This is a genomic window from Candidatus Chlorohelix sp. (assembly GCF_037138995.1).
Lineage (GTDB): Bacteria > Chloroflexota > Chloroflexia > Chloroheliales > Chloroheliaceae > Chlorohelix.
In genome coordinates, this window is record NZ_JBAXHI010000002.1 from 159,364 (window position 1) to 177,066 (window position 17,703).

The following is a 17,703-nucleotide window of genomic DNA, read 5'->3' on the forward strand; positions in this document are numbered from 1 at the left end:
TGTCTGTTTGTTATTTGTCCCGTTTGGGAGTAGGGTTTGAGCTACCCTTTGATTTGCACATCACATTAGAAGTGTTTTATTTTATCGTTATACGACATAAAAACTATAGAAAAAAACATTATAAAAGGGGTTATCCTTACCCCAAAGGATGGGCATTAAGCCTACTATTGTGTTATGATTTATATAAATAATGGCTTTGTTAAGCCATATGGGGGATGAGAAAATGGTTTAAACATTCTCCAAGTGATTTGTACAACAGAAAAGTTTCACAGGTTAAAAATCAATGAAAATCTTAGATATTAAAAAACTACAAGGAGGTAGCTGGTAAAAATGACTGTGCTAGATACCCGCGTCGGGAGCCAATACGATAGTTCTGGTCATCCCGAAGTGGTAAACGATTTCTCGATAGTGATTGCTACAGTAAACGGTTCCGGTAGCCAGACTGCCAATAACACTATTATCCGCTCGATTTTCAAAATGGGAATACCGGTAAACGGTAAGAATATATTCCCCTCTAATATTTCCGGCTTGCCAACATGGTACACAGTTAGAGTTAGCAAAGATGGTTATGTGGCACGGCGGCAGGAAACCGAAATCCTTGTTGCTTTCAACGTACAAACCGCCGATGCAGACCTTCAATCGTTGCGAGAGGGTGGCGCTTGTTTCTATCCTGATGACTATACATTTTTGAATCCGCGCAATGATGTAGTCTATTACCCCTTGCCGGTTAAGCAATTGGTAAAAGAATCCGGCGCAGATATAAAGTTAAAAGATTATATTGCCAATATGGTTTATGTCGGCGGATTAGCCGAGATTCTAGGTATAGATTTAGGCAAAATAAAAGAGGCGTTGGTTAAGCACTTTAACGGGAAAGCAAAGCCGGTAGAATTAAACTATGGGGTGGTTTCTAAAGCGGCTGACTATGTACGTCAGAACTTGCCAAAAAAAGACATCTACAAGGTTGCTCCGCTCGACCTAACTAATGGCAAAATCCTGATTGAAGGTAATACCGCTGCCGGTTTAGGCGCATTATTCGGGGGTGTATCGTTGGTTTCTTGGTATCCGATTACTCCCTCTACCAGCGTTGTTGATACCATAAACGAATATTTGCGCGAACTGCGTACCGACCCCGCTTCTGGAAAATTGACCTGCGCGGTGGTACAGGCGGAGGACGAAATCGCGGCTATCGGTATGTTGGTAGGGGCAGGTTGGGCAGGTTGTCGGGCTATGACTGCTACTAGCGGTCCCGGTCTTTCCCTCATGACCGAATTTGCCGGTTTGGCTTATTTTGCCGAAGTGCCGCTTGTTATCTGGGATATTATGCGGATGGGTCCCAGTACGGGCTTACCGACTCGCACTTCTCAGGGCGATATATTGACAGCCTATTTTCTTGGTCATGGTGATACTCGTCATGTTTGCCTGTTGCCGGGCAATATGCAGGAATGTTTTGATTTCGGCATTACCTCTTTAGACCTTGCAGAACATCTCCAAACCCCGGTATTTGTATTGAGTGACCTAGATTTCGGTATGAATCTTTGGATGACCGAACCGTTCCAATACCCGGAAAAGCCGCTTGACCGCGGAAAAGTGCTATCAGAAGATGACCTCAAACGGCTAGGCTCTTTCAAACGGTATGCCGATATTGAAGGAGATGGGGTAGGTTGGAGGACTTTACCCGGTAATCCGCATCCAATGTCAGCCTATTTTTCGCGAGGCACAGGTCATAATGCTGAGGCTGCTTATAGCGAACGTCCTGATGATTGGGAAGAAAATCTTCATCGCCTTGCCCGTAAACACGATACCGCCCGCATTTTAGTGCCTAAGCCAGTTATCCAAACGCGAACAGGCGCAAATATCGGCGTTATCGCTTATGGTTCAAGTGACCCTGCAGTAGTAGAAGCCTGCGATTTGCTGCAAACTCAAGGAGTATCTGCCGATTATTTGCGGTTGCGGGCGTTGCCCCTAGAGGAAACTACCAGTAAGTTTATCGAGTCTCATGAAATCGTGTTTGTGGTTGAAATGAATTACGATGGGCAGATGCACAAATTGTTACAAATCCATTCACCTGAGCATGCTGCTCGTTTGAAATCCGTGGCGCATTGCGATGGTTTGCCCTTTACTGCCCAATTTATTACTGAAAAGGTGATGAGCAATTTTCAGTAATACTGTATCAGGCATTTTAAATTTGTATGCAAAGGCTATAAATAAAGGACATAGATTATGACAGCAGCAGTAAAAGAACCGGGCGCAGGCGGCTCCAAACTAAATCTTCTGGGTTTTGACCGTACCGAATACAAGGGGAAGCCTTCGACCCTTTGCTCCGGTTGCGGTCACGACTCGGTTGCCAGCCAGATTATTGCGGTGGCTTGGGAACTATCACTACAACCGCATCGGGTTATTAAAACTAGCGGTATCGGCTGCTCTAGCAAGTCGCCTGCCTACTTCCTGAATCGTTCTCATGGTTTTAACTCCCTACATGGACGGATGCCCTCTCTGACGACAGGCGCAGTTCTGGCGAATAAAGAATTGCTTGCCATCGGTGTCAGCGGAGATGGTGATACTGGTAGTATTGGGCTTGGACAATACAAACACCTATTGCGCCGTAACGTGCCTATGGTCTATATCATTGAAAATAACGGCGTGTATGGTCTTACCAAAGGGCAGTTCTCGGCAACTGCCGATGAAGGGCAAAAGCTGAAATATGCCGGAGTCAACGAATTGCCGCCCATTGACCTGTGCCTTGAAGCGATTGCTTCCGGGTGCGGTTTCGTGGCGCGTTCCTTTGCGGGTGATGCCAAACAAGTACGCGAATTATTGAAAGCAGCCCTAAGCTATAAAGGCGGTACAGCGGTTCTGGATATTATTAGCCCCTGTATTACCTTCAATAATCATGAAGAATCTACTAAGAGCTATAGCTACGGCAAGGCTAATGAAGAACGGCTACACGACATCAGCTTTATAGAACCGCAGGGTGAAATTGTGGTGGATTACGAGGAAGGCACTGCACGAGAAGTTCGTATGCACGATGGTTCTACCATTGTACTCCGGAAGCTTAGCGAGGATTACAACCCGCAAGATCGAAATGCTGCCATTAGCAAGCTGGAAGAGTCGCAAGCTAACCAAGAATTTATTACCGGTCTGCTTTATATCAATGAAGGGCGTAAGCGTATTCATGAGGCGCTTCACATCGTAGATACACCGCTGGCGCATCTTAACGAGGCGCAATTGCGACCACCCCGCGAAGCTCTTGATAAGATAATGGCAGATATGAATTAATAATGCTTATCAAAAACCCCCGTCCGGGTAATGGATGGGGGTTTAGCTATTATTCCGCTACCTGAGTTTGTCCCACTTTGGGATGGTGGCTCTGGCGATATTCGCTGAGAAGACTCCTCAATTCCTTGAGAGTAATATCCCCTTTTTGCAATTTAGCTAGTAAGGCTTCGAGTTTTTGCTTGTTATCCCCCAATTGGGTAAGTAACTTCTGAAGTTTGGCTTTCTGCACATCCTTAGTGGCTTTGGAAAGCTTATCCGTTATTGTAGCAATCCGCTTGTTTAATTTATCCAATTGCTCGTTCAAGCGTGTAATGACTCTATCCTTGATTTTGCTGATGTCTGGCTTCTGCGCGTTGGTGGCTTGCAACTGGATTGTTTGCATTGTTGCAGTAGTCTGTAAGGCATTGTCGGTGGGGGCAGCCAATGCCTGAGCAGGTCCTAGCGCAACACTACCGACTAACAGCAGGGTTGCAATTCCTATTCCTAAGCGTTGTTTTAATGATGTGTGTTTCATAATTCGTGTGACCTCCGGGTATTTTTGAAAACTTCTTTTTGGATTGCCAATCGCTGTATCCACTCTTATCTTAGCCTTGCAATGTAATCGCTACATTTGGGGAATGTAAAAAGTTACTACATAAAATTGTGGTTGCCAACTTTGATTTTACATAGCAGCCTTCTTAGAAAAGAGTATGTTCATACTATTGCAATAGGCAAAAGTCGTTTTCTCGAATATTTTGCTTTGTAAAATCAATGTAAAGTTTCCACAATAAAAAATGCAGGCATCACACCTGCACTTTACATAACATCTATTAGCTGTATCTAATCAATCATTAGGTAAATAATATTTTCGCGACCTTCACGTAAGACTGTTATAGTTGGTTGCTTAAAGTTAGCGGCGGCTATCCGTTTTAACGAGGCAGCTAAATCTTCGATTCCTTCTATAGTTTGCCCTTCCATTCCGGTAATGATGTCGCCCTCGCGCAACCCAGATTTTTCAGCCAATGAACCCGGCTGAACTTTGCCAACCAACGCTCCTTTACTGGCAGGCTTGCTCTGCGACTCCAATACTTTTGCCGCATCCGCCACATGTGCGCCTAGTTTCAGCCCACTTCCCTTTGATTGTCGCAACTGCGTAATTGCTTTACGCAACGCGGGTTGGTCAAAACCAACAATCACTTCATTGCCGATTATTGTGACCGGAACGCCCATTTGCTTACTGCGATTTACCATTTCTTGGGCGGCGGCTTGGTCAAGCCCCACGTTTTTCTCGATATAACTAACTTGCTCCCGTGAAAGAAACTCTTTCACCGTTCGGCAATACGGTCAGGTGTTGGTGGAATAGACAATTGCATCTGCCATAATCAAGCCTCCTAATCAGGTAAAGAGTCTATTGCTTTTTGCAGCAAGGATTTGGCGTTTTTCGCCATATCTGCTAATTCTGGTACGTCAACCACGCTAAGGGCGGCTTCAGGATCCATTACTTTTACCATACTGCCTCCCTCATCTTCGTACACAATTACGTTGCAGGGTAGTAACAAACCTACATCAAGTTCGGCAGTAAGCGCTTGATGCGCCAACGGTGGGTTACATGCGCCCAGAATTATATAGGGTCGGAAATCAACTCCTCTTTTTTCTTTAAGAGTTTTTTTCATGTCAATCTCAGTTAATATTCCAAAACCTTGCTCTTTAAGTGCCGCTTTGGTTTTTTCTATGGCTTCGAGATAGGGTAAGGGAATTTTTTTGCCAAACCCGTAAGCGTTATTTTGCATAAAATCCTCGCTTTCTATATAGTTATTGCCAGCGTAAAAGGCTGAAATGAACAATAGTACCTTTATCTGGTTCACTTTCAATCCATATGTCGCCACCTTGCGCTTGAATCAGGTATTTTGCAATAGTTAATCCAATACCACTGCCGCTACTTGCTCCGCGTGAGCGGGATTTATCGGCGCGGTAAAAGCGTTCAAATACATGCTTTAAGTGTTCCTGTGAAATTCCGCCGCCATTATCCTCTACTTTGAACTCGACTTCATCAGACATATTGTTAGCATATAACTTGACATAACCATCTTTTTCAGTATAGCGCAAGGCGTTAGAAAGCAGATTTATCAAAACCTGTTCCACCCGGTCACGATCTGCTTTAACTGCTACGGCTTTTGTTGCTGTCGAGTCTATTTCTAACCTGACTCCTTTAAATTCAAACTGTGGGTTTACCTTTGCGATTACTTCGTTAAGTACCTCAATAGGAATAAGTTTTTCCAGATTAAGCTTTAGCATGCCAGATTCAACCCGCGACAATTCGCTTAATTCTTCGGAAAGCCGATGTAAGCGGCGTGCTTCTCGCTGAACTACTCCAAAAGTAACGGGAGTAGGCGCAAGCACGCCATCAATTAACCCCTCCATATGCCCTTCAATGGCAGTGAGCGGCGTGCGGAGTTCATGAGCAAGATCAGCAATAAGTTCCCGCCGTCTGCGTTCGTTTTCTTGCAGAGTTTCTGCCATTTGGTTAAAGCAATATGCTAAATCCGACATTTCCTTGATGTTCGGCGCTAGTACCCGCTCACTATATTTTCCTGATGCGATTCGGGTAGCGGCAATTCCAAGCGCTCGTAGCGGTTGCGAAAGGCGGCTACTCATTACCAGTGAAATTACTAACGCGCTAATCAGAGAAGCAAAGGCGGCAATAATTAGGGAATTTCGGATGCCGTTATTGAAGGCGTTATTCAAGCTTTCAATACTGGCGTTACTGTTGCCTTTCTCGGTTAGGATGCTACGAATATCTGCGCGGAAGAAGGTACTCGCTATCAGACTGGCGGCAATAAACAGGGTAAATACCCCTACCACGATTATAGATAGATAGGAGATAAATAGGCGGGTGCGGAGAGAGTTCATTTTCCAGCCTCCGCCTCAAAGCGATAGCCCACTCCCCATACTGTTTTTATCGGTTGCCCCCCTCCTGCCAATTCTATTTTTTTTCGCAGTTGTCCGATGTGTACGTCCACCACCCGCTCATCACCGAAATAATCATGACTCCAGACTGCTTCGAGCAGTTGTTCACGGCTAAAAACTCTGCCGGGCATGTCAGTAAGGGTTGAGAGCAACTCAAATTCAGTACGGGTTAAATCCAGCAATTGCTCCTTGACCCAAACCTTGCGGGAACTGCTTTCCAGTGTGAGCGTTCCAAGTATATTGCGGGGGATTGTAACGGTAGCGGAGTCTTGGCGATAACGCCTTAGCGCGGCTTTAATTCGCGCAACCAGTTCACGAGGTGAAAAGGGTTTGGTTACATAATCGTCCGCTCCCATCGTAAGACCTATGATGCGATCTATTTCTTCGGTACGGGCAGTAAGCATCAAAATATACACGTCTGATTCAGTCCGTAGCAATCGGCAAACTTCCAAACCATCTATTCCGGGCAACATCAGGTCTAGCACAATCAAGTCCGGTTTAATGCGCCGTGCCATTTCCAAGCCGCTTTGACCATCGGTAGCTACTGCGACATTATAGTCTTCTCTCTCTAAATAGCCTTTTACTAAGCTCCAGATGCTCTCTTCGTCTTCTATTATGAGTATTTTCGGTGTGGTATTCTCTGCCATATCTTTGCCCCGCTTATCCTATTCAAGTTACAGGAACATTGTAACTGACCAGTTCTACTACTAATAGTGTACTCTTAAGCTGGCGAAGATAATAGAGTTTGGATAATTCCACGCTTTGTTCAAAATCAGGTTAAAAGATTGTGTTATTACAGATTCTTATTCTAAAGGCAATCCGGCACGCATCCAGCCAATCATACCGCCCTTGATATTGCCAATACGAGTAAACCCTTGACTGCTAAGTAAATTTGCAGCATGGCTGCTACGACCTCCACTGCGGCATACAACAATAATTTCACGGTCTTTCGCGCCGATTACATTAATTTTGCTGCTAATCTGGCTCAAAGGTATTAGCTTGCTACCTTTGATATGTCCTTGCGAATATTCGTAACCTTCGCGGACATCAATTATCAAAGGTTTTTGGGTTTTAATACGCTGGTCGGCTTCTTGTGGTGTAATATTTTCGTAGGCTAAAGTCTTTGATCCGAAAAGCTTGAACATTAGGTTATCTCCTTGATTTATGCTTTGTAAATGGAACTCATTGGAGTAATTTTATCAAAGAGGTTTGAAGAATTATTAAGGTAGATATGAAGAAAGTTTGAAGATTTTAGCCTAACTTACACTCAGCTGATTTGAGGTAAAAGAAAAGCCTTGTTCCTGTGATAGAACAAGGCTTAACTCCGAAAGTTGTTATTTTTTGATAACGCTCCTTAGAGCTAAGGGTACGTAATCTGTTGAAATGTCCACAACTTTGAGGAAATCAATAGCTTCGGTGGGGCAAACATCCACACAGTTGCCACAGCGAATACAGCGTTTTTCATCCAATAGCATCCCGCTGTAATCTCCCTGTTCTTCTCGTTTCAGTTGCGGTAGCACTTCCTTACTACTGCCTTCTAAATCCTGCGCGGGTATCATGTAGAGAACATCGTAAGGGCAGGCTTCCACGCACAATCCACAAAGAATGCATCTGTCAGGATTGATGTTAATATTGTTTTGGCACAACAAACAACGTGAAGCTTCCGTTGCGCCTTGCTCTTTGGTAAGACCCAACTCTACTTCTTCAAATGGGCGTTTTCGCCGAGCAGCTATCGTTAGCAAGTCCATATGCTGTCGAGGTAAAGCATCATAACCAGTTTTGAAGAGTGGACGTTTAGTCGGGAAAGCTTCAATTTTCTGTATCGAAATCTTGTTGGCTTTAAGGAACTGATCCATTCTTTGAGCAACGGCGTGTCCTTCGCCCATGGCGTGAACCACATCGTTTGCGCCGGTATAGAAGTCACCGGCAATGAACAAGCGCGGTACGCTAGTCATATAGGTATTTCTATCGCGCTCGAACCACTCTCCGCCCTTGGCGTATAGCAGTTCAGGGTATTTAGTGTTGCGCTTAGGTCCTCGCAAGTCGCCCGCCCACGAGGGATCTACATCCTGACCGAAGGCAACTACTACTGTATCGCACTCATAGATAAACTCGCTATTCTCTATAGGTACAGCTTTGCGCCTTCCGTCTGCGCCGGGTTCGCTCATTTTCATGCGAACCATTTCGATACCTTTTAACGAGCCATCTGAATTTGATACAATATTTTTTGATGAGACCAAGGTTTTTATTTCAATACCTTCTGGTTCCATCAAGTTGATTTCTTCATCGGTCGCGCTCATTTCTTCAAGTGTACGGCGATACAACATGGATACTTTTTTGGCACCTAGACGTACCGATGAACGCACGCAGTCCACTGCGGTAAACCCACCGCCCAATACTCCAACACGGGTACCAACATCAGTTTTAACCCCGCGGTTGTAATCTAGCATAAATTTCAAACCGGGTATAACTTTAGGATGGTCTGCACCGGGTACAGGCTTATTATCCCAAGTCGCAGGCGGTTTTTCCTTATATGTACCGGCAGCCATCAAGACGGCATCGTATTGGTCAAGCAAATCACTTAGAAGAATATCTTTACCGATATAGGTATTGAGTTTGTATTCTACGCCAAGAGCCAGCACGTTTGCTTCAATTTCTGCATCGGTTATATCGCGTGGCATACGATAGTCAGGAATACCAGCCCACATTTGACCGCCCAACTTCTCCAACGCCTCGTATATCATCACAGAATGCCCTGCTTCGGCAAGGTCTCGTGCTGCTACCAACCCGGTAGGACCACCACCAACAATAGCAATTTTGGTAGGTAAAGTACCGGCTTTTTTGGTAAGTTTTGTTGCATCTTTGAAACCATTATCGGCGGCTACCCGTTTCAGGTCACGAATGCCTATTGGTTCATCAATTAGACAACGGCGGCAAATCTCTTCGCAGGGGTGCGTGCAAATACGACCCATTACGCCTACCAGCACATTACTGTACCGATTTATTTCATAAGCTTCGCCATACTTGCCTTGTGAGATTTTATCAATATATTCGGGTACATTGGTATCTACCGGGCAGTTAAACTGGCAGTTTATATTTTTCTTTAACCAGGCACTATCCCCGGCGGCAACTTCAAATTTTGTGCTCATGACTACTTCCTCTACTCTAGTGATACCATTTATGGGTTAGCCCCAATTTATTTGCGGGTTTTAATCCTCAAAGAGGGTCAATAGCCCAACTTCCCCTTGCGGGATGACAGATTAGAGTGGTAACAGTCTATTCAGTATAGCCCTCTTTACGAGTGTACCATATAGGCACACGGTTAAGCTGTTTTGCGCCAGCTATAGACACTTCAGGGCGGTTGGTCAATACTTCCCTAGACTTACCAGCCACATCTACGGTGGTTTTCACCGGAGAGAGATAGATAGTATTCGGTTCTGCTGGGCAACCGCTTGCACAACGCCCACAACCGGTGCATTTATTCTGGTCAATTGCATAGACATAAACTTCTTCAGGATAACGCGCAACCGACAGAATTTCGCTTTCAGAGATTGCTTTGGGAAGCGTTGGGCAGACATCAATGCAGTTTGTGCAACCAATGCACTTACTTTCATCAATCGTGTACCGTGTTTTTTTCGGGACGAACGCCAGCAATCGGATGTCCGTTCCTACATAATGATTGAAGTATTTTTTCTTGGAAGCCATATCTCTAATCCTTCTGATTGAGGGCTTAACTTTCCAGAGTCAGGCTTGTAGCAGTTGAGTGGAACACATGAACAACAGGCTAAAATGCACCCTTGTTAAATTCTAACAAGTTTGAACTGAACTGTCTGTAGCCCTTGCTACGAGCATTTTTGGCTTTGTAAAGCCATAAACCCTTATTTTATTGTTATAGGTCGCCTAACCGGAAGCTCAATTTATGCTAAATCGAAAACTTATCTCAAGTAAACGCAACCTTTTTTAAGTCTGTGTTATAATTGGTTTGCATAATAAATGATAGCAGGTTGGGTTGTGAATTAAAAGTGTGAAGAACATTTGTAACCAATTTTTCACGTAATGCTTATCGTTTCTACAGAATGCCTTTCGTGCTTTCATAATTAAAGGGTTGAATCTAAGATGAAAAAGCTGCTTATTCTAGGCGGTGGCTATGGGGGATTGCCTTTAGCGCAAAACCTAGCTGATTTGCAACGTAACCATCCTCAATGGGAAATTACCTTGATTGACCAAAGAGATTATCATTTGTTGCAGGTACGGGTGCATGAGGTCGCGGCGAATAGCATTTCTGTGGATAGAGTAAAAATCCCAATTTCCGAACTCCTAGAAGCGCGACATGTTAAATTTGTCCAAACGCTTATTACTAATATTGACACGGTTGGCAAGAAAGTTACTACTTCCAAAGGTACATTTGATTTTGACCGATTGGTGCTGGCGTTAGGTTCAGAAACATCCTTTAAAGGTATTCCCGGCATGCACGAGAATGCTATTCCTATGAAGCGTTTAGAAGATGCTATTACTTTTCGTACTTTGGTGATAAAAGCATTTCGTGAAGCGGCGGAGTTGGTCAAAACTGAGAAATTTGAAAAAAATGACCCGCGCCTCACTTTTGTTATTATCGGCGCGGGCTTAACTGGCACCGAACTTGCCGCAGAGATGGTGGATTTCTGCGAAGATTTATTGTTACGTTATCCTGCGCTTCGTCCTTATTACCGGATTGTGCTGATTCATAGAGGAGACCACCTGCTCACACAGTTGCCCCGTATCAATGGAGATTATGCCAAAAATGAATTGCGCCGCAAAGGGGTGGCAATTCTTACTAACTCCCCTGTAACTAAAGTTGATCCGGGAAATGTGACCCTTCAAAATGGGAAGCATGTAAAGGGGGTTGTAATTTGTTGGTCGGGTGGTATCGAGGGTCCCGCCATATTAAAAGAAAGCGGCTTTGACACCACTAATGATTTGAGAATACGAACCAACCCTTATTTATGTTCTGAACAATTCCCTTATATATATGCTATCGGTGACTTGGCTTTTATCAAAAATCCTTCTACCGGCAAGCCTATACCACAACTCGGTCAATTTGCAGAGCGGCAGGGTCATTATTTGGCTAGATGCTTCAAAGCTGAAATGGATGCAGTTTCATTTGAACCTTATGAACCAATAAGTCTCGGTATTTCAGTATCGCTTGGAAGACGCGAAGCTCTAACCATTTCTGGACCTATGCGTATTACCGGTTTGCCGGGGCGGCTTGCCAAAGATATGAGCTATAGCAAACATGAGTTTGAAATCAGGGTTAAGCCGCCAGTTTTGGGGATTCGCTAGGATAATATGAGTGAAAGAACTTCGACTTATTTAACAAGCTTTTTGGTAGCGGGTTGTGCAATACTGGCGTTATTGGTGGTAATACCGGCAGCTTCAGCCGCTGCAAATCGTATAAAACCCGGTTGGCGTGCATGGGTTTGGCCCTTGGTATTTCTTTCAATGAGCGTTGCCAGCATTTGTGACTCGGTTGTTGCAATGAAAGACTATAGCCGTAGCGACTTATTGGGGCAAATTACAGTCCTATTCCTCGGTCTAACTCTGCACTGGATTATTCTTAATTCATTCTATCGCTGGCAAGGTGATATAATTGCTCGGGTTATTGCACCGTTCGTTTGGGTTGCTTTTGCTCTTTTTGTAGCTGCACAATTGCTTTCTGCTTCTTTCTTTTCGCTCATTGCTTACGAAATTATTTGCGCCGTAATCATTACACTGGTTTACTTTCCTCTTTATGTGAAAGATCGTGACCTTGCTACCGATGCACTACCAATCTTGGCTGGGTTAGCTTTAAATGTAATCGGCGCTTTTTTCAATAGCTTCGATTTTAAAATTAACTTTGGCTTAGCTACAATCAATAATATTGTGATTTTTCACCTATTTCAGGCGGTTGGCATAATATTATTTTTAATAGGCGGCAATAACTCTTATACAGTTAAATATGCTGCACAACGCCGGCGTGAGCGTGAGAGGATTAACCACTGATTTTCCACCTTAAGAAATCACAGTGATTAATCTCCCTACGTGGCACAGGCGCACCGCCTTTACGAATACCTCAAATTGAACCTATTTTGAGAACCGTTTTATAGGGGACAATTTCTTTATTGCAACAAGTTCCAAGGTAAGAAAGGGGTGTCTCCTTGCACTCATCCTCTTCTCTCCGGCGGGTGCAGCAGGTTATTGCCCAAAAATCGTTTTTTGCAACAGTCCTGCATATACTTGCCTATTGGTTTTTCAGTATCCAAAGCATATGTTATAATTCACTCAGCTATCACTAATACGCTTGTCGGAATCACAGGCTAAAACTTAGCAAGCCTACTTAAGTTTAGAAATTAAGGGTAAGCATTTGAGAATCATCGTTTACACTGGCAAAGGCGGAGTGGGTAAGACAAGTATTGCCGCTGCTACTGCTCATCGTTGCGCCGATCTGGGTTATCGCACTATTGTGATGAGTACCGATGCCGCCCATAGCCTCGCCGATTCCCTAGATAAGCCGCTCGGTCCAGAACCTGTACAAGTAAGAGATAATCTGTGGGCGCAAGAAGTGAATGCGCTGCACGAAATGGAACGTAACTGGGGCATTATTCGAGATTTTTTGGTGGAAGTGCTGGCATGGCAAGGGCATAACGATATTGCCACCGAAGAAATGGCAGTCATACCAGGTACCGAAGAGCTTTTTAGCTTGATTCAAATTAAACGCCATCATGATAGCGGTAAGTATGATGTAATTATCGTTGATGCCGCCCCAACTGGCGAAACCCTGCGTCTGCTAAGCCTGCCCGATGCGCTGCATTGGTGGCTTGAAAAAATCTTCCCGACTCTACGCAGCGTTATGAAACTGGCGCGTCCCCTTTTGAGCAAAGTTACTAATCTGCCACTTGCTAATGATGATGTGTTCAGCAGTCTTGAAGACATCCTCGATCGCCTGAAAAAAGTACGTGACATTATCAGCGACCCTGATACCAGTTCAGCCCGCATTGTGGTTAACCTTGAGCGGATGGTTATACGTGAGGCACAGCGTAGCCTTACCTACCTCAACCTGTTTGGTTACAATGTGGATGCGGTGATGATTAATCGGGTGCTAACTCCAGAAATGATTGAACGCTCGCCCGCTCGCGCCCATGTTGCGGAAATGCAGGATAAATATCGTAAAGAGGTTACTGACTCCTTTGCGCCCCTGCCTTTGTTTCCAGCACCCCAGTTTGAGCATGAAATAGTGGGTGAGCAAATGCTTCGCCAATTGGGTGAAGAGTTGTTCGGCGCAAAGGGCGACCCCACACTCTTTTTCTTCAAGGGTCAAGCACAGCAAATCACTAAAGAGGGCGATAACTATATCATGCGCTTGAAATTACCCTTTGCTACTGAAGATGATGTTAAGTTGATGCAGACCGGAGACGACCTTGTAATTGAGGTGGGCTGGTACAGGCGCACTATTGTACTGCCAACCGCGCTGGCGCGTTGTACAGCGGTTGACGCTATTTTCAGCGGCGATATTCTGGATATTGTATTTGCTGCTCCCAAACCTGTATTTGATACTTCTAAAGCGCAACCTGCCGGCAAACGTTCGTAAATAGGTAGAAGAAATAGCTATGATAATTCGCACAGCGCAAGCTATTGTAGTGTCCTCTCCAAACCGAATGACTTTCACAGACGTTCGCCTTCGCGCACTAGCGCCGGATGAGGTGTTAGTACGTACTCTCTACACCTCGATTTCGGCTGGCACAGAACGACTTTTGATGGCGGGAAGTCTTGTGGAAATGGCTAATCTGCCTTTCCCCTGTATTCCCGGCTACGAAACGGTGGGCGAAATTGTGGAAGTTGGCGCGGCAGTCTCGCCAAATTATGTAGGTGAACTGGCATTTGTTGGCGGTAGTTATGGCTATGAGGGGGTAACGCCTGCATGGGGCGGTCAATCCAGCTATATTACTACCCACTACAGTAAGGCGTATTTGCTAAATGGGCTTGACCCGGTAGCGGCAGTGGCAGTAGCTCCGGCAGCTACAGCATGGCATGGCGTTGAGTTGATTGACATCAAACCGGGCGAATTGGTGCTGATTATGGGTCAGGGTCCAATCGGGCAATTGGCTGCTCAAGCCGCCAAACTTAAAGGGGCGGAACTAATTGTGTGCGACACAGTTCAAGACCGACTCGATAAAGCTATTGCAGGGGATATTAAAGTTAACATCACTACCACGCCTCTGAAATCCAAACTCCCCGGCAAGGTGGATGTGATGATAGATGCTACCGGCAAAATGGAAGTTATCGGCACAAATATCACCGCAATGCGCGACCGTGGCAGGGTGTTGATGCTAGGATTCTACCGCCGCATTGATTTAGATTTTGCTTGGCCCTTCCTCAAAGAATTATCATTCCACACCAGCCGCGAATGGGCGGTTGAAGATGTTCCGGCAGTTATAAACGCAATGCACCTTAATAAAATCCAGACCGAATACCTGTTTACGCATCGCTACCCGGTAGCTGAATATCAGGAAGCCTATGCTGCCGCTTTGCACAATCCTTATTGCCTAAAAGCTTTGATTAATTGGCAATAGCTTACAATTTGGACTCTTTATAAGAGCGCATAAGAGAAAGGGGGTTTTATACCCTTTTGTGAAGGCTCAAAATAAATAGAAATCATACTATATTCTTCCCTTTTATATACTTGACAACCCAACCCTTTTAGTATATCTTCCTAATTAAGAATCGTTCTTAAATAGCTAACTCTGTGAAATGTTTAAACGAGGATGCCGATACTTCATGGTAGCCTCTTGTCGGTTGAAAGAACCTCAGTAGATATAATCAAAAGAAGGAGATTACTGGTAATGGCTAATTTGCATGGATCTAAAACCCACGAAAACTTGAAGGAAGCCTTTGCAGGCGAGTCGCAAGCAAACCGCCGCTATCTTTATTTCGCACGTGCCGCCGATGTTGAAGGTGAGCCGGAAATTGCTGCGTTGTTCCGTTCGGTAGCAGAAGGCGAAACCGGACACGCTTTTGGTCACTTCGATTTCTTGAAAGAAGTTGGAGACCCGGTTACAGGCGAACCAGTAGGCGATAGCGCCGCCAACCTGAAATCGGCAATCGCCGGAGAAACCTACGAATACAGCGAAATGTATCCCGGCTTTGCCAAAACCGCTCGCGAAGAAGGCTTTGCCGAAGTTGCCGAGTGGCTTGAAACCCTCGCCAAAGCCGAAAAGTCGCACGCTGGTCGCTTCACCAAAGGTTTGGCGAATCTTGGCGTTGATTAATAATCCGGGAGAGTAGCAAAATTGGGGCGCGGCTTACCGTGTCCCTTTTACTGGCAAAATCTCTAATTAATTTCAGGATGGCAAAATGGAAGGATTTGAAGGCACAGGAGAATCTGAGCAAGCGTTAGGGGCATTAAATTCAACTGTTGTCAATTACGATGACCCCGAATTCTGGGATCGTAAGAGTCTCCGAAGAGAATTGATTCGTCAGTTTGATGTTTGTCACGGCTGCCGCATGTGTGTCAACTACTGCCCTAGTTTTCCCACGCTCTTTAAATTTGTAGATAAATACGATGGGGACGCGCACCAACTGACCCGGCAAGAAACAGACCGCGTGGTGGATTTGTGCTTCAATTGCAAGCTATGCTTTGTAAAATGTCCCTACACCCCGCCTCATGAATTTATGATAGATTTGCCCAAACTGGTGCAGCGCGACCGAGCGCAGCGGGCTAAAAAGAAGAAATTGACCCTAACCGAAAAAATATTGAGCAACCCTGAGTTATTGGGTAAGGTAAGCTCGTTGATTGCGCCTGTTGCCAATTTCGCCAACACTAACATGCTAGGGCGCATCGTGGTTGAAGCTACCGCTGGTATAGACCATCGTGCCATCCTACCAGCTTTCCAGCGCGAGACTTTTATGAAATGGTGGAATAAGCGGTTGGCTCAGAAGAAGGCATCCGCGCAAACCGCTACCAACGGTAAAGTCGCGCTGTTTCACACCTGTATGGTTAATTACCAGTCGCCGCAAATAGGTAAAGATTTGGTGGCTGTGCTGGAAAAAAACAATGTTGAGATAGTAGTGCCGGAAGGGCAGCGTTGTTGTGGCATGCCGCAACTTGATGCCGGAGACGTGGTAGAGGCACGCCAGATGATGCAGCATAATGTTAACCTACTGAATAAATACGTGAAGCAGGGCTACGATGTAATTGTGCCTGAGCCAACCTGTAGTATGATGCTCCGTAAGGAATACAAAGATCAGATACCGGGCGCGAAAACCGAAAATGTTGCGGCGCACACTTTTGACGCGCTGGAATACCTGTTCAAGATGAAACGCGCCGGTAAACTCAACACCGATTTCAAAAATGCGCCGGGCAAGTTGGTGTACCATATGCCCTGCCATCTCAAGTATCAGGCAATTGGAAAGCGTTCTTTTGACTTGCTCAAGAGCATTCCCGGTACAGATATTACCTTTATAGATAAAGGCTGTTGCGGGCATAGCGGAAGTTGGGGCATGCGAAAGGAAAATTATGATGCGGGTATGAAGGTTGGCAATGGGTTATTCGAAGAAGTGAAAAAACAAAAAGAGGCGCGGGTAGTGACCGATTGCCAGTTAGCCGGTTTGCAAATCCAGCAAGGAACCGGCAAACCAGCTTCGCATCCGATTGAAATCGTAGCGGAAGCCTATGGTCTGAAAGACAAGAAGTAAGGTCGGCGAGGGGCTAAAACGCTTACTTGAACCATAACCAGAGAGGATGTGCCAATTATATGAGGGTGCTGGAATTGGCGGATGTGAAAGATATTGCCGCCTACGAAAAGGTGCGCGATGAGTTCCGCCGCCGTATCATTGAGCTAAAGAAATTGCGCCGTATCGGTGTGGGCGATATTATCACTTTGGTCTTTGAAAACCGCGATACTCTGCTATTTCAGGTTCAGGAGATGATGCGGGCTGAGCGAATCGTACACGACCCTCAGATACAGGATGAATTGGATACATATAACCCGTTACTGCCGGGTCCGTTAGAGTTGAGCGCAACAATGTTCATCGAAATTGATAACCAGCAAGAGTTGCGCCGTCGCCTTAGCACACTGTTAGGCATCGAGGAGCATTTTGCGTTGGTAATCGGTAAGAATCGAGTGCCGGCTCGTTTTGAGGAAGGGCGCAGTACCGCCGAGAGACTCAGTACGGTACATTACGTGCGGTTTCAGCTTACGGCTGCACAGGTGGCACAACTTAAAGACCCGTTGGTAGAAGTGGCGTTGGCGTTCGACCACCCGAACTATCGCGAACAGGCGGTACTTCCACTACCGATACGACTTGAATTATCCAAAGACCCCGAAGATTATTAGTGTTACTTTCCGATTCAGGGCAAGGAGTATAACCAACTTCCTTGCCTGAAATGAACCTTCCAATAACCTTTTGAACCAAAAAGTCAGGAGGTTTGTTCTAGTTTGCAGAAGGTGATATACTTTATTCTGTCAG

General features: G+C 45.3%; 17 protein-coding genes and 1 pseudogene. 9 read left to right on the top strand and 9 right to left on the bottom strand.

Translation table 11 applies throughout. The features are described 5' to 3' along the window. The first annotated feature begins 330 nt into the window (after positions 1-330). Together WCK19_RS01835 and WCK19_RS01840 are read left to right on the top strand one after the other, a co-directional pair. Entirely contained in the window at positions 331-2,163 is a 1,833-nt protein-coding gene (locus WCK19_RS01835) for a 2-oxoacid:acceptor oxidoreductase subunit alpha (RefSeq protein WP_342395644.1), read from the top strand. A 57-nt stretch (positions 2,164-2,220) separates the two neighbouring features. Further along, complete coding sequence (locus WCK19_RS01840; RefSeq protein ID WP_342395645.1) at positions 2,221-3,276, top strand: 2-oxoacid:ferredoxin oxidoreductase subunit beta; 1,056 nt, start codon at positions 2,221-2,223, stop codon at positions 3,274-3,276. Between the two features lie 49 nt (positions 3,277-3,325). Here WCK19_RS01840 and WCK19_RS01845 read toward each other — a convergent pair whose 3' ends face one another. The 9 genes and pseudogenes from WCK19_RS01845 to WCK19_RS01885 all read right to left on the bottom strand — a co-directional run bounded on the left by WCK19_RS01845 (position 3,326) and on the right by WCK19_RS01885 (position 9,927). Continuing rightward, the gene (locus WCK19_RS01845; RefSeq protein ID WP_342395646.1) at positions 3,326-3,790 is read right to left on the bottom strand and encodes a hypothetical protein; all 465 of its coding nucleotides are present in this window, start codon (positions 3,788-3,790) and stop codon (positions 3,326-3,328) included. A gap of 305 nt (positions 3,791-4,095) precedes the next feature. Further along, positions 4,096-4,485, bottom strand: a complete 390-nt coding sequence (locus WCK19_RS01850) for a PDZ domain-containing protein (RefSeq protein ID WP_342395714.1) — start codon at positions 4,483-4,485, stop codon at positions 4,096-4,098. Beyond that, positions 4,459-4,587 (bottom strand): annotated as a pseudogene (locus tag WCK19_RS01855) (glutaredoxin domain-containing protein); the annotation flags it as partial. The gene WCK19_RS01850 and the pseudogene WCK19_RS01855, both read right to left, overlap by 27 nt. Positions 4,588-4,646: 59 nt before the next feature. Further along, entirely contained in the window at positions 4,647-5,045 is a 399-nt protein-coding gene (locus WCK19_RS01860; RefSeq protein WP_342395647.1) for a DUF302 domain-containing protein, read from the bottom strand. Between the two features lie 22 nt (positions 5,046-5,067). Further along, complete coding sequence (locus tag WCK19_RS01865; RefSeq protein WP_342395648.1) at positions 5,068-6,165, bottom strand: ATP-binding protein; 1,098 nt, start codon at positions 6,163-6,165, stop codon at positions 5,068-5,070. Further along, positions 6,162-6,869, bottom strand: coding sequence for a response regulator transcription factor (locus WCK19_RS01870; RefSeq protein ID WP_342395649.1), 708 nt, complete (start codon positions 6,867-6,869; stop codon positions 6,162-6,164). Before WCK19_RS01870 ends, WCK19_RS01865 begins: the two co-directional genes overlap by 4 nt. A 156-nt stretch (positions 6,870-7,025) precedes the next feature. Then, complete coding sequence (locus tag WCK19_RS01875) at positions 7,026-7,367, bottom strand: rhodanese-like domain-containing protein (RefSeq protein WP_342395650.1); 342 nt, start codon at positions 7,365-7,367, stop codon at positions 7,026-7,028. A 189-nt stretch (positions 7,368-7,556) separates the two neighbouring features. Next, positions 7,557-9,371 (bottom strand): FAD-dependent oxidoreductase, encoded by a 1,815-nt coding sequence (locus tag WCK19_RS01880; protein ID WP_342395651.1) that lies wholly within the window; start codon positions 9,369-9,371, stop codon positions 7,557-7,559. A 127-nt stretch (positions 9,372-9,498) separates the two neighbouring features. Further along, positions 9,499-9,927, bottom strand: a complete 429-nt coding sequence (locus tag WCK19_RS01885) for a 4Fe-4S binding protein (protein WP_342395652.1) — start codon at positions 9,925-9,927, stop codon at positions 9,499-9,501. 411 nt (positions 9,928-10,338) lie between these two features. Here WCK19_RS01885 and WCK19_RS01890 point away from each other — a divergent pair, with 411 nt between their 5' ends. From WCK19_RS01890 to WCK19_RS01920, 7 genes are all read left to right on the top strand, one after another. Then, positions 10,339-11,541, top strand: coding sequence for an NAD(P)/FAD-dependent oxidoreductase (locus WCK19_RS01890; protein ID WP_342395653.1), 1,203 nt, complete (start codon positions 10,339-10,341; stop codon positions 11,539-11,541). 6 nt (positions 11,542-11,547) lie between these two features. Continuing rightward, positions 11,548-12,240, top strand: coding sequence for a hypothetical protein (locus tag WCK19_RS01895; protein ID WP_342395654.1), 693 nt, complete (start codon positions 11,548-11,550; stop codon positions 12,238-12,240). A 361-nt stretch (positions 12,241-12,601) separates the two neighbouring features. Beyond that, the gene (locus WCK19_RS01900) at positions 12,602-13,825 is read left to right on the top strand and encodes a TRC40/GET3/ArsA family transport-energizing ATPase (protein WP_342395655.1); all 1,224 of its coding nucleotides are present in this window, start codon (positions 12,602-12,604) and stop codon (positions 13,823-13,825) included. A gap of 19 nt (positions 13,826-13,844) precedes the next feature. Further along, the gene (locus tag WCK19_RS01905) at positions 13,845-14,807 is read left to right on the top strand and encodes a zinc-binding dehydrogenase (protein ID WP_342395656.1); all 963 of its coding nucleotides are present in this window, start codon (positions 13,845-13,847) and stop codon (positions 14,805-14,807) included. Between the two features lie 270 nt (positions 14,808-15,077). After that, on the top strand, positions 15,078-15,503 hold the full coding sequence (locus tag WCK19_RS01910; protein ID WP_342395657.1) for a rubrerythrin family protein: 426 nt from the start codon (positions 15,078-15,080) through the stop codon (positions 15,501-15,503). 85 nt (positions 15,504-15,588) lie between these two features. Further along, entirely contained in the window at positions 15,589-16,929 is a 1,341-nt protein-coding gene (locus tag WCK19_RS01915; RefSeq protein WP_342395658.1) for an anaerobic glycerol-3-phosphate dehydrogenase subunit C, read from the top strand. A 59-nt stretch (positions 16,930-16,988) separates the two neighbouring features. Next, positions 16,989-17,570, top strand: coding sequence for a DUF3501 family protein (locus tag WCK19_RS01920; protein ID WP_342395659.1), 582 nt, complete (start codon positions 16,989-16,991; stop codon positions 17,568-17,570). Positions 17,571-17,703 lie beyond the last annotated feature (133 nt).

Bases quoted from the DNA above. Each gene is read 5' to 3' on its own strand.
- WCK19_RS01835 (WP_342395644.1), top strand. From the start codon at position 331: ATGACTGTGCTAGATACCCGCGTCGGGAGCCAATACGATAGTTCTGGT.
- WCK19_RS01840 (WP_342395645.1), top strand. From the start codon at position 2,221: ATGACAGCAGCAGTAAAAGAACCGGGCGCAGGCGGCTCCAAACTAAAT.
- WCK19_RS01845 (WP_342395646.1), bottom strand. From the start codon at position 3,790: ATGAAACACACATCATTAAAACAACGCTTAGGAATAGGAATTGCAACC.
- WCK19_RS01850 (WP_342395714.1), bottom strand. From the start codon at position 4,485: ATGGGCGTTCCGGTCACAATAATCGGCAATGAAGTGATTGTTGGTTTT.
- WCK19_RS01860 (WP_342395647.1), bottom strand. From the start codon at position 5,045: ATGCAAAATAACGCTTACGGGTTTGGCAAAAAAATTCCCTTACCCTAT.
- WCK19_RS01865 (WP_342395648.1), bottom strand. From the start codon at position 6,165: ATGAACTCTCTCCGCACCCGCCTATTTATCTCCTATCTATCTATAATC.
- WCK19_RS01870 (WP_342395649.1), bottom strand. From the start codon at position 6,869: ATGGCAGAGAATACCACACCGAAAATACTCATAATAGAAGACGAAGAG.
- WCK19_RS01875 (WP_342395650.1), bottom strand. From the start codon at position 7,367: ATGTTCAAGCTTTTCGGATCAAAGACTTTAGCCTACGAAAATATTACA.
- WCK19_RS01880 (WP_342395651.1), bottom strand. From the start codon at position 9,371: ATGAGCACAAAATTTGAAGTTGCCGCCGGGGATAGTGCCTGGTTAAAG.
- WCK19_RS01885 (WP_342395652.1), bottom strand. From the start codon at position 9,927: ATGGCTTCCAAGAAAAAATACTTCAATCATTATGTAGGAACGGACATC.
- WCK19_RS01890 (WP_342395653.1), top strand. From the start codon at position 10,339: ATGAAAAAGCTGCTTATTCTAGGCGGTGGCTATGGGGGATTGCCTTTA.
- WCK19_RS01895 (WP_342395654.1), top strand. From the start codon at position 11,548: ATGAGTGAAAGAACTTCGACTTATTTAACAAGCTTTTTGGTAGCGGGT.
- WCK19_RS01905 (WP_342395656.1), top strand. From the start codon at position 13,845: ATGATAATTCGCACAGCGCAAGCTATTGTAGTGTCCTCTCCAAACCGA.
- WCK19_RS01910 (WP_342395657.1), top strand. From the start codon at position 15,078: ATGGCTAATTTGCATGGATCTAAAACCCACGAAAACTTGAAGGAAGCC.
- WCK19_RS01915 (WP_342395658.1), top strand. From the start codon at position 15,589: ATGGAAGGATTTGAAGGCACAGGAGAATCTGAGCAAGCGTTAGGGGCA.
- WCK19_RS01920 (WP_342395659.1), top strand. From the start codon at position 16,989: ATGAGGGTGCTGGAATTGGCGGATGTGAAAGATATTGCCGCCTACGAA.